The 14,882-nt window shown below is 59.7% G+C and carries 9 protein-coding genes; 1 reads left to right on the plus strand and 8 read right to left on the minus strand.

Annotation, left to right across the window (positions count from 1 at the left end):
- Positions 1–33 precede the first annotated feature (33 nt).
- Positions 34–5,319 carry an apolipoprotein A-IV repeat region-like domain-containing protein gene (locus tag EO133_RS17045; protein ID WP_127073864.1) on the plus strand — a complete coding sequence of 1,762 codons (5,286 nt, stop codon included), beginning with the start codon at positions 34–36 and terminating at the stop codon, positions 5,317–5,319.
- A gap of 56 nt (positions 5,320–5,375) precedes the next feature.
- Here the strand turns inward: EO133_RS17045 and EO133_RS17050 are convergent, their stop codons facing one another.
- The 8 genes from EO133_RS17050 to EO133_RS17085 all read right to left on the minus strand — a co-directional run bounded on the left by EO133_RS17050 (position 5,376) and on the right by EO133_RS17085 (position 14,735).
- Positions 5,376–6,401: a glycosyltransferase family 4 protein gene (locus EO133_RS17050; protein WP_127073865.1), complete on the minus strand. Its 1,026-nt coding sequence runs from the start codon at positions 6,399–6,401 to the stop codon at positions 5,376–5,378.
- Between the two features lie 12 nt (positions 6,402–6,413).
- Entirely contained in the window at positions 6,414–7,244 is an 831-nt protein-coding gene (locus tag EO133_RS17055; protein WP_127073866.1) for a UDP-2,3-diacylglucosamine diphosphatase, read from the minus strand.
- Positions 7,245–7,331: 87 nt separating this feature from the next.
- The gene (locus EO133_RS17060; protein WP_127073867.1) at positions 7,332–8,519 is read right to left on the minus strand and encodes an MFS transporter; all 1,188 of its coding nucleotides are present in this window, start codon (positions 8,517–8,519) and stop codon (positions 7,332–7,334) included.
- Positions 8,520–8,629: 110 nt separating this feature from the next.
- Positions 8,630–9,439: a UDP-2,3-diacylglucosamine diphosphatase gene (locus EO133_RS17065; RefSeq protein WP_127073868.1), complete on the minus strand. Its 810-nt coding sequence runs from the start codon at positions 9,437–9,439 to the stop codon at positions 8,630–8,632.
- Positions 9,440–9,524: 85 nt separating this feature from the next.
- Positions 9,525–10,118 (minus strand): LysE family translocator, encoded by a 594-nt coding sequence (locus EO133_RS17070; protein WP_127073869.1) that lies wholly within the window; start codon positions 10,116–10,118, stop codon positions 9,525–9,527.
- Between the two features lie 118 nt (positions 10,119–10,236).
- Positions 10,237–10,770: a DUF1697 domain-containing protein gene (locus EO133_RS17075; protein WP_127073870.1), complete on the minus strand. Its 534-nt coding sequence runs from the start codon at positions 10,768–10,770 to the stop codon at positions 10,237–10,239.
- The gene (locus EO133_RS17080; protein WP_127073871.1) at positions 10,767–11,870 is read right to left on the minus strand and encodes a glycoside hydrolase family 3 protein; all 1,104 of its coding nucleotides are present in this window, start codon (positions 11,868–11,870) and stop codon (positions 10,767–10,769) included. The genes EO133_RS17075 and EO133_RS17080 overlap by 4 nt, the downstream gene beginning before the upstream one ends.
- 96 nt (positions 11,871–11,966) lie before the next feature.
- On the minus strand, positions 11,967–14,735 hold the full coding sequence (locus EO133_RS17085) for an EAL domain-containing protein (RefSeq protein ID WP_127073872.1): 2,769 nt from the start codon (positions 14,733–14,735) through the stop codon (positions 11,967–11,969).
- Positions 14,736–14,882: the final 147 nt, after the last annotated feature.

The raw sequence follows: 14,882 nt of genomic DNA on the forward strand, positions 1-14,882 counted from the left end.
GTGGCGGCGCACGAGTAAAGAGTAGTTGAGAGTATGGCGAAAAAATCGACCCCTCCTAAGGACGATCTGGCAGCATTGGCATTTTCCGCTGTCGAGGACGCACTGAAGGAATCGGTTTTCTCGATGGAAGACAAGCCAGCGCGAAAAACCGAATTCCAACCCAAACGGAGCGAAGGCCGCACCTCAAACGAAAGACTGCGCGCTGCCGACAAGATCGCAGCGCAGGCCTCTACCGTTGCCAATGATGACCGTTCTGCCTCACCATCTGTGCTGTTTGCCGTCCAGAACAAGGCTTCAAACGCCCCGCTCTGGGTTGCCATCATTGCCGCCGCACTCTGGATTGCGGGCGTCGGCGCCATCGCATGGCTGCGCTACGGTGCCCAGTTCGGTGCTGGGCTAACCTTTGGCGAATTTGCCCAGACACTCGATTTTGCAGCGCTTGCCGCCATCATCGCGCTGCCGGTTCTGGCAATGTTTTCCATTGCCTTCCTTGTGCGCCGCGCGCAGGACCTGCGCCTTGCCGCCAATTCCATGACGCAGGCCGCCATCCGGCTCAATGAGCCCGAATCCGCTGCCGCCCACAAGATCGCAACCGTTGGCCAGGCCGTGCGCCGCGAGGTTAATGCCATTGGCGACGGGCTCGAACGCGCCCTTTCGCGTGCGAGCGAGCTTGAGGTGATGGTCCACAATGAAGTGACCGCGCTCGAACGCTCTTATTCCGACAACGAAACGCGCATGCGCCAGTTGATCGAGGAGCTGGGCAACCAGCGTGAATCGGTTGTGACCAATTCGGAAAAGATGCGTGAAGCCATAGCCGCGGTTCATGGCAGTGTCGCATCCGATCTCGAAGTTGCCGGTTCCGAACTCACCGAACGCCTGCGCAATGCGGGCACCGAAGTCACCGCTGCGCTCAACGAACGCGGAACCTCGATTGCATCGAGCATCGAAACCGCCACCTCAGCCCTTGAAACGGCGTTTGACAACCGCTCGCGCTCATTTACCGAGCTGGTCGATGGCCGCACGTCCGATCTTCTCATGGCGCTGGACGACAGCGCCAGCCGCCTTGATGGCACATTGAGCGACAGGGCTAACACGCTGACCAGTGCGATCGATGGGACCACAGAGCGTCTCGAAACCACGCTGACATCCAACGCCGAAGCCATCCAGACTGCGCTTTCAGGCCATACCGATCGGGTTGAAAACGCGCTTTCTGAAACCGGCAATCGCCTGTCCGTACTGCTTGATGAACGCAACGTTGCTTTGGGCGAAACCTTGACCTCCGGTGCGGATCGCATCCAGACCGCCTTTACCGAGCGCACAGACGCTCTGACCAGCGCACTCGATTCACGTGCCGAAGCTATCGCCAGCACAGTCGATGCCCGCGTCGATTCTCTGGTCAATGCGCTGGATTCCCATACGGTGTCCATTTCCGCGGCTATCGAAGACCGTGCCGCTTCGCTTACCGATGTGCTGAGGACATCAAGCGACTCGATACTGCTCGACTTCTCCCAGCGCGGCGAGAACCTTTCGACAGCTTTCGCCGAGATGGGCGAAAAGGTCTCCCACGACATCGCCAATCGCTCCGAGGAGGCGCAGGCCGCGCTCTCGCGCATCACCGAACGGTTGGACGAAACCTTCTCGATCCAGACAAACGCGCTCGATAGCCAGATGCAGACGCTTGCCCTGCAACTTGACAGCGCTTTCCAGGACTCTGCCGATCGCAGCCGGGAGACTGTCGAGCGCGCAGGCAATGAAACACTGGCCCAGCTCAATGCCCGCGTGGACGAGATTTCCGTTGTTCTCGACAGCCGCATCAGCGCGGTCGACACGATTGTCGGCGAAAAGGGCGAGAAGCTCATCACCACGCTCGACAGCCATGCCGACCGGTTCCGCGACAGCGCCAGCCATCTGGAAGGCGTTATCGAGGACAAGAGCACTTCGCTCAATGCCGCGCTCGATGGCCGCGCCGATCGCTTTGCCGGTCTTGTCGACGAGAAGGTCAGCCTGCTCAATAGCCTGCTCGACGACCGCAGCACGGCATTCGCGGTCGCAGTCGAACTCGGCTCCTCACAGATCGTCGATGCCATCGAGTCCCGCGTCGACGGCCTCAGCGCCACATTGGGCGCCCGCGCCGAGGAAATCGACGCAAGCCTCCAGGAACGCACCGCAGACCTGGATTCCAGGCTTGAAGCGCGCGCGGCCCAGATCGATAGCACCGTCGCAGAGCGCACTAGCGCACTCGACACGACGCTGGGCGAACGCACAGCCGCGTTCAGCGGCGCTCTTGCCGAGCGCACGGCAGAACTTGAAACAACCTTCGCGGAACGTTCGGCCCAGCTTGAGGGAACAATCAATCAAAGCACAGTTCACCTCGATTCAACTCTAAGCGCACGCACCATTGAACTGGAAGGCGCTCTGACAGAGCGGACCGAGCAACTGGAAGCTGCGCTCAATGCCCGCTCCAACGAACTCGAAAGCAAACTCGGCGAGCGCACGAGCCAGCTTGAGAACACGATTGGATCGCGCACGGAACAGCTCGAGAGCACGCTCGCCGAACGTACCGAGCAGCTCGAAAACGCCATCGGCAGCCGCACCGCTCAACTCGACAATACGATTGCCGCGCGCACAACCCAGATCGACGACGTTCTGGCCGAGCGCACCGGCGCCATGAACTCGATGCTCGACATCACCGCCAGCCAGCTTACCGAAACGCTGAGCGAGCGCACCAGCTTCCTGGGCACAACCATCGATGAGGCTTCCGACCGTCTCGACCGCCGCATCACCGGTTCGGCCAATTATCTGGAAGCGGCGCTGGACGAAAAGGCCGAGCGCCTGAGCGGAACCATTGCCGAGCGCACGGGCGAACTTTCCGCAGCCATGGACACTTCGAGCGAAAACTTCCGCTCGACCGTCGATGCAAGCCTGGTCAACATCACCGAAACGATGGAAAGCCGCACCAATCAGGTATCGTCGCTCATCGAGGGTAAGGTCGCCGAAGTCAATTCCAATATCGGGCGCGAAATCGATACGGCAATTACCAGAATTGCCGACGCGGAAACCGGCATCACCGCCCGCATCGATTCTGCCGCTCAGACCGTTGGACAGAGCGCCCACGAAGCGGCCAGCCTCGTTGAATCGCGGCTCGGCGAAGCGCGCAATGCCATTACCGAAATGGTCGACGATCGCCTCGGCACCCTGCCCGAAGCCATCACCACCCGCGCCGAAATCACTGCCGAGCGCCTAGCTCATCTCAACGAAGCAATCCACGGCACGATTTCCGATTCCATGCGCGATCTCGAAGCGGGTGCCGACCGGATCGAATCCACCCTCACCTCTTCGATCCACAGCGCTATCGGCCAATCGATACGGGATCTCGAAGGCGGCGCGGACCGCATCGAAAACGTGCTCAACGACAAACTGGCCAACATCACAGCTAATATCGCAACCGATGTCGAGCAGACCGCCATGCGCATGGACGCGGTTGTCCGTAAGGCCATGGAAGAGTTCAAGACCGCCGCAGTCCAGATCGAAGACCTTGTGGAAGTCCGCGCCGTTCATACCGCAGACGAACTCGGTCGCAAGGCCGCCGAACTCAACAAGATCGTCGCCCAGCACACCGATGGCTTTGCCGAGCTTATCGATGCCAAGCAGAACCAGCTTACCAATGCGCTGGGCAGCCAGACCAACCTGCTGCGCGCAGCGCTGGAAGCAAATGCCCGGGAGTCCGAAGAAATCATGGCCGAATCCACAAACCGGATTCAACATGAAGTCACCGAATCGCTGCGCAAGCTCAACGATGCCAACCTGCTGCTCCAGCGCGTTCTGGAAAGCTCAACCGGCAATCTCGCGCGTCTGCAAGGCAGCGTAAACGACCAGACGGCAAGCTACTCCCAGGCCGTGCGCGATGCACTCGAAGGCACCGAACAGGCTGGTTCTCTCGTAGGCAACCACGTCAAGGCTTTGCAATCGACCATCGAAACCATGCTGGAGCAGTTCGGCTCGATTTCCGGCCAGTTGCGTAACGAAACCACGACCTTCACCGACGCAGCGGCCAATCTCGCCGAGGTGGGCAACTCGACCGTTGATACTCTGGAAAATCGCCGAGCGGCCATGGATGCCTTGGCAGAAGGCTTTACCGCCCGCACCGAGGAAATCGACACCCGCCTGCGCGGCTTTGCGCAGAACATCGCGGAAACCGTCAACGCGACCGAGCACAGGCTCATTGCCGCCCGCCGGGCCATGGAAGAAGCTCTGTCCTCGACATCGGATGCCGTTACCGGGCAGATCACCCATATCGGCGACCTGGCATCGGGCGAAGGCGAGCGTGCAAGCAACGCACTGCGCCAGACCCAGGCCGAACTGCTCGCCGACATCGAACGCGCCTATGCCGATGCGACACGCCGCTTCACCGACACAGCAGAAGCAATGCGCATGACCGCCTCCCAGCTTGGCAGCGAACTTGAAGCGACCCGCAACGAATTGCAGCGTTCGGTCCTCGACCTGCCGGAAGAAACACGCGCCAGCGCAGCGGCAATGCGCCGCGTCGTGGCAGAACAGATCGAGGCACTTTCCGAACTCAACGCTATCGTTCGGGCCCAGCCCAACACTCACGAAGTGTCAGGCCGCAGCGCTTCGCGCCCTGCACGCACGCAACAGCCCGCGCCCCAGCGCCGTGTTGAGCCGGCTCCAACTCCCGTCCAGCAGCGTTCGGAACCCGTTCGCCGTCCTGAACCGCCGCGTCAACCCGCGATGGCTGAAGCGCCCCAGGCACAGCCGAAATCGCCGTCCGAACGCCTGAATGAAGCGCTGGCACAATCACGGTCTGCCCAGGCTCAAGCCCCCCGCCAGGAAGCACCTGCCGCCGTGCCGACACAGGCACCCAATCCGGCATCTGCACCCCCGCAACCCAGCCCGAACGAAGCAGGCTGGCTGCGCGATGTGCTGCGCAATGCCTCGGCTAATCAGGCCGGCGGCTCGCGCCAGATCAATCTCTCCAGCCTCACCGATGAAATCGCCCGCGCAATCGACGACCGGGCTCTCGCCGACGCCTGGAACCGCTATCAGGATGGACATTCGGGCGCGTTCAACCGCCGTCTCTATACAATCACGGGTCAGGCGACCTTTGACGAGGTGAAGCGCAAGATGGAACGCGATGCCGAATTCGGCCGCACCGCCACCGCCTATATGGGCGAGTTCGAGCAGCTTTTGCGTGAGGAGGCCAAAGGCCCCAACGGCATGGCAGTCACCTTTGAACTGCTCATGTCCAACCGCGGCAAAGTCTATACCATGCTTGCCCATGCGTCGGGCCGGTTGAACTGATCGGGCTTGCATTAACGGATCAAGTGAACGCGGCAGAGATGCCGCGTTTTGCTTTTTCAGGCAACGATCCGCAGGGGCGCAGCAGCGGGATGCAGATTGGCGGCAAACTGGTCTGCGGCGCGATCCCATGTAAAATTAAGGCTGTGCTTGTACGCCGCGAGCCGCGATAGGCCGAGCGCCCGCGTGACCGCTCTGCCCAGATCCTCATCAAGTGCGCCGGAGGCCGGGTCGGTCAGAACATCGCGCGGCCCCATCACCGGGTAGGCGGCAACCGGCACGCCGCAAGCCAGCGCCTCGATCAAGACATTGCCGAACGTATCGGTGCGCGATGGAAAGACAAAGACATCGGCGCTCTGATAAAGCGCGGTAAGGTCTGAGCCGGTTTTCTTGCCCAGAAAGACCGCCTCGGAATAGTTCCGCTCTAGCTGCTCGCGTTGCGGGCCATCGCCCACCACAATCTTGGTGCCAGGCAGATCGAGTTGTAAAAACGCCTCGATATTCTTTTCCACCGCGACACGACCGACATAGAGCATATGCGGGCCGGGCAAACCGGCAAAACAGGATTTCGGACCGGGCGCGAACCGGCTGGTATCGACCCCGCGCGACCACAGTGCCAGACGGGAAAATCCGTGCATCCTGAGATCGTCTATGGCGCTGGGTGTGGGCGCCATGGTGACTGCCGCAGCCTCATGAAACCAGCGCAGATAGGCGTAGCTCCATTCCAGTGGCACCGGCAGCCGCGCAGCCACATATTCAGGGAAACGCGTGTGATAGCTTGTCGAAAAGGTGAGATCCAAGGCCAGGCAGGCATGGCGGGCTGCAAGCCCGAGCGGACCTTCGGTTGCGATGTGGATATAGTCGGGCGCAGCCCTCACTATATGCTCGCTGACAGCCGCACGAGTCGCAAGCGACAGGCGGATTTCAGGGTAAGTGGGCAGCGGCATCGTCCAGAAGGCGTCGGGCGTGAGATAGTGCACATCGTATCCGCGACCGGACAGGTGTTGCCCCACGCGTTCGAGGGATCGCACAACCCCGTTGACTTGCGGGTGCCATGCGTCGGTGACGATCAGTAATCTGACCATTGGACTTATCTCCTAGGATCGGAGCGAAATCTGCTGGGGAATGTCAATTGGGGTTGGTCGGCGCTTGATCCGTCGACGGGGTTGGGCGGGCAATGTCGAGGGCCAGCGGAGCAACTCGAAGCGTCCGTTAAAATCTTCGACAATGGCGGTGCAGCTTTCCACCCAATCCCCACAATTGAGATAGGTGACGCCAAACCGGTCATGGATGATGGCGTGATGAATATGCCCGCAAACGACACCATCGACACCGGCCTGCCGGGCATCATGGCAAAGGGCCTCCTCGAAGCGGCCAATATAGCTTGCGGCGTTCTTGACGTTGCGCTTGGCCCAGCCCGAGAGCGACCAGTATGGCAAACCGAGCCGACGACGGCCCCAGTTTATCAGGCCGTTGGCGCGCAACGACGCGTTATAGGCCCAGTCCCCGATATGAGCGAGCCAGCGCGCATGACGCACGACCACATCGAACTGGTCGCCATGCAGAACCAGATAAGTTTTGCCATCGGCGCCGATATGGATGGCGCGGTCAATGACTTCGACATCGCCAAGCACGGTGCCGATGTGATCGCGCAAAAACTCATCGTGATTGCCAGGCAGATAGACGATTCGCGTGCCAGCCCTGCTCTTCTCGATGAGCATTTGCACCAGCGCGTTGTAGCTTTGCGCCCAGTACCAACTCTTGCGCAGACGCCAGCCATCAACGATGTCGCCGACCAGATAGATCGTCTCGGCTTCGATCTTTGTGAGGCAATCGATAAGAGCATCGATGCGCATGTCGCGCATACCCAGATGCACGTCGGAGATAAAGAGCGTCCGCACGCGGCGGTTGGAAGCACAGGGCTGCATGAGCGTGTCCCGTTGTCCATCGACAGCGAGACAGCTTCTGCCTGATTTGCACAAAACTTTCGTGACAGCGAAAGAGAAGCGACAGATTCAGCGCTTGGTGCGCATGATTATGAGCGAGGCGAAAATCATCGCCGCGCCGACCGCAGCAAGGGCCGCTGCGGCATAAAAACTCTTGATGCCAAAGATCGCCACCAGCGGACCAAAGACCAGCAGCGCAATAACGTTGGAGACCTGACGCAAAACGGTAAAGAAGCTCTGCGCCTGCGCGGCAATCGATTCTCCGGTCCAGTTGGCGATGAAATTGACAACGCCGAGATAAGCCAGCCCGAAGGTGAACATGTGCATGACCTGCAAAATAGCAAGCTGCCAGACCTCGCTCGCGACCGCCACACCCGACCAACGCACCACGGCCAGAAGGCACGCAGCCAAAAGCAGGTGGCGCGCGGAGAAGCGTCGTGCGATCCGCGCGAAAAACAACATGACGATGACTTCGCCCAACGGTGCAATGCCCCACAACAGCCCGATCGCCTCTTCGGGAATGCCGATGCGCAGCCACAATAGCGCACCGAATGCCATCAGAACGAAATGACTGGCCTGCAACAGCGCCGTGCCGATAAGGGGTAGCAAAAACCAGGGACGGAACACCTGCCGCATGGTGGTCGCGGCATCGGCATCCAGAACCGGGCTGCGGTCGGGGCTGTTGTCCGGCGCTCGAAAGAACGGCAAGGACAGCGAGGCCCCTCCACGCATCAGCGACGCGACGATGAAGAGCGGAACGAAAATCGCAATGCCAACCCAGCCAAAAATAAGCCCTGCAAGAGCAGTTGCAATGATATAGCCAACGGTCCCCCAAACGCGGACAAGTGCAAAGTCCGATCCACGCCGTCGCGTCATGCGCATTGCCGCCGCATCGATCACAGGTTCAAGCGCGAGAAAGGGAATGGTTGCAAGCGTCCAGAACAACAGAATGCCCCAGAACTCATCGACAAAACCAAGGCCGAGGGGAACGACTGCGGCAAGGATTGACCCCGCAACAATGACACTGCGCCAGTCCTTGGCCTTGTCGGCAATACGGCCGACGACGAGATTGAGCACGATCATGGCAAAGATCGGCGCCGCATTGATAATGCCGATCTGCTCTTCGGAAATGCCCTTGGAATCCAGCCAGACGGGCAACAGCAGCGAGGCTACGCCTGCGGGCATGAACATGGTCAGATAGTAAAGCCCGGTCCGCGCTTCAGGCGAAGCGAGCCGGGCGGGCATGATCAGGGCCACAGCGAGGAATCCATAACAGAGGAGTTGAAAGCCTTATAAGAGCGAGGCCAGACTGCGATGAATGACGCGCGCTTGCAAGTTCTAATATGTTACATTTCGGCGACCAGCGCCTAAATGTCAGCCGTTTCATCCTTCCGCCGCCGCCATCTGCGGCGCTTGCGCGGGGCTGAAATATCTTTCCAGCGGATCAGCTCGAACGCGCCATCATGGGTTTCGATAATGGCGGTGCAGCTTTCCACCCAATCGCCGGAATTGAGATAATGGATGCCGAATTTATGGTGCATGGCGGCCTGATGGATATGACCGCAAATAACGCCTTCCACCTTGGAGTTCCGCGCTTCGAGCGCGAGGGCCTCCTCAAAGCGCCCCATGAAGCTGACCGCGTTTTTGACTTTGCGCTTGGCCCAGGCCGATAGCGACCAATAGGAAAGCCCGAGCCGCCGCCGCACCCAATTGACCACGACATTGATCTTGAGCGCGAAGTTGTAGGCCCAGTCACCGATATGGGCGAGCCACTTGGCATTGGCGACGACCACATCGAACTGGTCGCCATGGATAACGAGATAGTCTTTGCCGTCGGCAGTCGTGTGAATGGCGCGGTCGACAATTTCGACGCCGCCGAAATAGGTACCCAGATAATCGCGCAGGAACTCGTCATGGTTGCCGGCGAGATAAACGAGCTTGGCGCCCCTGTTGGCCTTGTCGAAAAAGCTCTGGGCAAGCTGATCGTACTCGGGCGGCCAGTACCATTCCTTTTGCAACCGCCAGCCATCGATAAGATCGCCCACGACATAGATCGTATCGGCCTCGTAACGCTCCAGGAACTGGATCAGCTCGGTAACGCGAATAGCGCGCATGCCAAGGTGAACATCACTGATAAAGAGCGCCCTCACATTGTGGACGGCCCCAGTCTGATCCATGAACGCGTTCCGTATTGAACCCTGCTGTCCAGACCCACGCCCGCGCGAATCCGGCTTCTGTTCATGGCACTTTAGGGAGTGCCGGTCAAATCAGGAACAGGATAACCGAAGCCACCATCAACCCGGCCAGAATCCAGCCCAGAAGATTTTCCATATCGGTGCGGCGCAAGAAGGCAATGAGCCCCTGCCCGAATACCATCCAGGTGGTTGCGGAGAACGGCCCAACGGCAATGCATCCGATTGTCAGCGCCGCAAGGGCCAGCATCCGCCCTTCGCCGCCCGGCACGAAAAGCGCAACGAAACTCACCGCCATGGCCCAGGCCTTTGGATTGACCCATTGGAACAGCGCCGCCTCGTAAAAGCGCATCGGACGTTCCGAACCGCTGGCCGCGCCGATCCTGATGCCCAGCATGGTCCATGCCATCCACAGGAAATAGGCGGCGGCGAGATAGCGCATCACGATATTGATCTGCGGATAGGCAACGAACAACTCGCCAAGCCCGAGCCCCACAACGAACACCATGAGCGGGAATCCGAAAATGATCCCCATGGCATGTGGCACCGTTCGGCCAAGTCCAAACTTGGCACTCGAGGTCATCAGCATGAGGTTGTTTGGCCCCGGTGAGAAAAATGCCGAAACTGCCGCCAGAAGAAACGCTGTGACAAGCGCGGTATTCATCGGAAAACATCCATTATATATGTCAGTATTGCTGACCTTTTAGCAGGAAGACATCTGTCTGCCAAGATGTTTGTTATGACAGCGATGGTGGTGTCAGCCACCCGATTTTCGCATGTACCTACAAGGCCGCAGCAATCTTGCGCACGCAGTTCAGGTTCCGCATCGTACCGGCACCAATACGCCGGCTGCCAAGGGCATTGGCAAGCGGCGTGCCAGCAACCTTATCGGCAAAATGCATCCAGGGATCGCCATCGACAACGACGAGCTTCTCGGTTCCTGTAACCTTGCTGGCCAAATAGGCCCGTGCTTGGGCAGTCAGCGGCTCGCGCATGACGCGGACCCCGATCCGCGACGCTTCACTGTCTGGCAGATCGACAAAAGGATTGGCAGCGGCAAGCCTTTGCCAATCCTTGCCACTGCGTACGATAATGTCGATGCGGCGGCCGAACCGCTCGGCAAAAGCCACCTCCAGCATTGCAGTCAGTTTGGGCGCGCTGCGCGCGGCACTATCGAAAATCAGGTTGCCTGTCGAAAGCACCGTTCTTGGATTTGCAAGACCCAGCCCCTCGGCAAACTGCCGGAACGGCTCCATTTTCAACCGCGCGCCGTCATTAAGACTGATCGAGTAAAGCAGCGCGACGAAACGGGTCATCGGACGGGTGGTAGCTGGCGCTTGAGCCGCGCAATGCGCTCATAACTCTGCGCGATGCGGGCGGCAAAATTCGGATCGGCGCGACCCTCTTCCACAAGGATCGCGTGAATCTGGTTGCCGAGGTCAGGGTCGAAATCGGCGGTATTGGAGAACAGCAGAATATCGTTGCCTGCCATCACCGCGCGCACGATGGTTTCGCGCAGGTCGAAATGCGCACGCACGGCACCCATTTGCATATCGTCGCTGATAACCACGCCATCAAAGCCCAACTGACCGCGCAAGACGCCCTCGATCCAGTCCGGCGACAAGGAAGCGGGCAATTGCACCGCTCCGTTTCCTGCGTAATCTTCGTGAAAGATATGCGCGACCATGACCATATCGACCTCGCCCGCAGCCAGCATGAGCCGATAGGGCTCCAGTTCAACGTCCTGCCAGTCGTCGGTTACATCGACAAACCCCTCATGGGTATCGCCGGTGCTGGAACCGTGACCGGGAAAATGCTTGAGCGCCGTCAGTACACCTGCCTGCCGATGCGCTTCGACAAAGGCGGTGCCGAACGCTGCCACGGCCTGGGCCTCTACCCCAAAGGCGCGCTCATATCGCGCGATGATCGGATTGTCGGGATTGATGTTGAGATCGACGACCGGACCGAAATTGACGTTGAACCCCAAAGCCGCCAGCCGCCTGGCAAGGTCGCCATAGATGGCGAACGCTGTATCCGGATCGGTGCGCCCGATCGCTTCGGCTGAGGCAATTTCCTCAAAGCCCACTTCCGCAGTCAGCCTGCGAATCTGTCCTCCCTCCTGATCGAGCGCAATCAGCGGCGCAAGCCAGGGCCTTGCCGCACGCAAGGCGCCATTCATTGCTCGCACATCCGACAGGCTGGAAATGTTGGTCCGCAGGAACATCACGCCACCGATACGGCCCGCTGCCACCTGATCGCGCACAGCGCGGAAATTAGCATCGGAAGTGGATGCGCCCTGAAACCCCATGAGAATCATCTGACCCGCCATCGTTTCAAGGCTTTGGCTCAAAACGCTCCCGGCATTTGCAAGCGAAAGGCAGACGGCAACGATGGACGAGGCAATAAGGCGATACACTGAGAGCTCCGGCGAAACAGTATTTCGGATCAGGCGCAGTTTTGCACAATTCCCGCGCACTGGTGCCCTCTACCTGTCACCGCAATGGGACTTTTTTCAGCCCATTGCCTCCATCGGCATTTTGTCGGCTTCATCCTCATTGAGCTTAGCCACAAGATCGACTGCCGGACACGGCCTGCCGAAGTAGTACCCCTGCCCTATTCGACAGCCCAAAAGGCGCAGGAGCCACGCCTGATCGACGGTTTCTATGCCCTCAGCAATCACCGATTTGTCCAGTGAATCCGCCAGCATCAGCACGGCCCGGATGATCGCTGTGGAAGCGGCGTTGTCCGGCAAACCGCTTACAAAGCTCTGGTCGATCTTGATCTTGTCGATCGGAAGGCGTCCCAAATAGCTGAGCGAGGAATAGCCTGTCCCGAAATCGTCGAGCGCAACGCCGATGCCACACGCGCGCAACTCTTCAAGCTTGGCGGTAAACTGGGACGTTTCGGTAATAAGCAGGCTTTCTGTGATCTCGACCACAAGCCGCTCTGCCGGCAATCCGGATTCTTCCAGCGCCTCACGCACATCGGCAACGATGTCGCCATGCTCAAATTGCAGCGGAGATACGTTGACCGATAGCTGAACCGGCTTGGGCCAACCCCCAACCTCCATGCAGGCCCGGCGCAGCACCCAGCGGCCCAGTTCGATAATGAGCCCGGTTTCTTCTGCCGTGGGAATGAACTGGCCCGGTGGAATATTGCCCATTTCCGGGTGGCTCCAGCGGATCAGCGCCTCGACCCCTATGACCTCGCCGCTATCAAGCGCGACCTGCGGCTGGTAATGGACCGAGAACTCATCGCTATCCAGCGCGCGGCGCAGGGCAACTTCCATCTCCTGCTTGGATTTGATCCGCTGGTTCATCTCCTCATCGAAGACCGCGATGGCATTGCCAGGCAGATCGCTGGCGCGCGAAAGCGCCATCGTAGCGTGCGCGACGAGCGTTTCGGGGTCAAAGAGCGACAACCCGGTATCGGTCATCCCCAGATTTGCGCCGACGATCGCATGGTGCCCATCGAGATCGTAAGGTGCAGTAATGGTAGCCAGTACCTTTTCGGCAAACGCCTGGGCATCATTATCGTCCAGCCGCCCCGGCACGAGAATGCCGAAACTATTGGTTTCAAGCCGACCGATGCAGATTACATCAAGGCTCGTCAGCCGCTTGACCGCCTGCCGCAAAAGCATATCGCCAAAATCATGCCCGAGCGTGTCGTTGACAGTCTTGAGCCGGGTCAGGCCGACAATCATCACCCGAAGGCCGGTCGCGCGTGCATCGGGCGTAGGCAGATTCGACTCGACAATCTTGAGGAAGCGAGGACGCGACACGGCGCCGGTCAGCGTGTCATGTTCGGCAAGAAAGACAAGCCGCCTTTCGACCTGCCTGCGCTCGGTGACATCGCGGAATGTGAGGCAGGCAACCCGCCCTGCACTTTCCGGGCTGACTTCGCCATCCTCAAGGCTGGAAAGCGTCACCACATATTCGATAATGCGTTCACTGCCATCCCCGCCGGTGATTGTGGTGCCGGTTGTGGTATCCACCACCACGCCGTCATCCAGGGCCGCTGCAAGCACGTCCTGAAAGGCCTGGGGCAACACATCGTGCATCAATCGGCCGCGCAAATCTGTACCGACGATGTCTTCGGCAAGTCGGCTGGCCGCGCGGATGATCTGGCTTTTGTCGACAACGACCACACCATCGAAATTGTCAGCAACGACCCGCGCGAGAATACCGCGCATGGAGTCCCGCTCCAGCGAGGTGGCCGACAGCGACCGCGCCTTGAGGTCGAGTTCGTGCAAGAAGGCAGCGAACACAAAGCCGAGTTGGGCCAGATGTACCCCGGCAGTGTTGAGCAGCAAACCGGAATGCAAATGCAGGGCCAGCGCAAGAGTTTCCAGCAACAGCGAATAGGCCATGGCGCCCAGAACGGCAGAGCGGAGCGCGAGGCGTCGCCGCAATACCCAGAACGTCAGCGCCACGCCCATCACCATCAGGATCGTCGGCCAATGACCCGCGTCAACCAGATTGCGCTGCTGCAGGAGCGTTTCGACCGCGAGCAGTTGCACGCTGACGATATCGATAAGTCCATAGCGCGGAGCCAGGGCCATGTCGCCGGGCGCATGCTGGTCCACGCCGATAATGATCTGCTTGCCGGCAATCATGGCGGGTGCGACATCCCCCGACAGCAGGTCTTCAAGGCCAATGCGAGGCACTGTATCGAGGTCAATGCCGTAATCGATCAGAAATGCCGACCCGCGCGCCGCGCCTTGAGGAACAAGCGCCGTCGCCATCGTTTCCAGAACCCAACCATCATAGACGACCGCCGCGCGATAACGCCGTAGCTTGCCATCGGCATCAGGGAAATTGTCAGCAAAGACAGGGGGCGTTACAGTTATGAAGCGCTCGTGGGGTTGCAGCAGGCCCTTGAGGACATAGGTGCCGCCCTCCTGCGTGCCGCCAAGTTGGTAGGCGGTGGTGAGGACCTTGCCGCCCGCCGAACGCAGCGCTTCGCCAAGGGCAAGATCGTCCATCAGGCCGAGCATACTGCTCAGGTTGACCGCGAGCACCACCTTACTGGCGCCGAGATCCAAAAGCACGTCGATCGCTTCGGCATAGTCGCTGCGGGCCCTGGAATTGGCGACAAGATTGGATGCGCTGAGCGCATTTGCCTGCACGAAAACCAAATCGCCGCTCGCGGCCCGCTGCGCCTGCTCGAAGCGCAGATCGCGCAGCGCATCGTCAACAGGTGTCAGCCAACCGGCGAGGAGCCCGATCACGACGATCAGACTGACTGTTCCTGTTATGAACAGGTGTCGAAAATGCGTCACCGGTTCCTATGCCCCCTGCACACAACATGCCGGACATTTGTCTCAACGCCCGTTCTGATGCCGCATTATGGAAACACCTTGTCCCAGAACAAGAATAACCACTTACATTCACCGCACTCAGACAAGCGAGACAAACGTCCTTTGCCC

The organism is Pelagibacterium lentulum (genome assembly GCF_003992625.1).
In the GTDB taxonomy this organism is placed as follows: Bacteria; Pseudomonadota; Alphaproteobacteria; order Rhizobiales; family Devosiaceae; genus Pelagibacterium; species Pelagibacterium lentulum.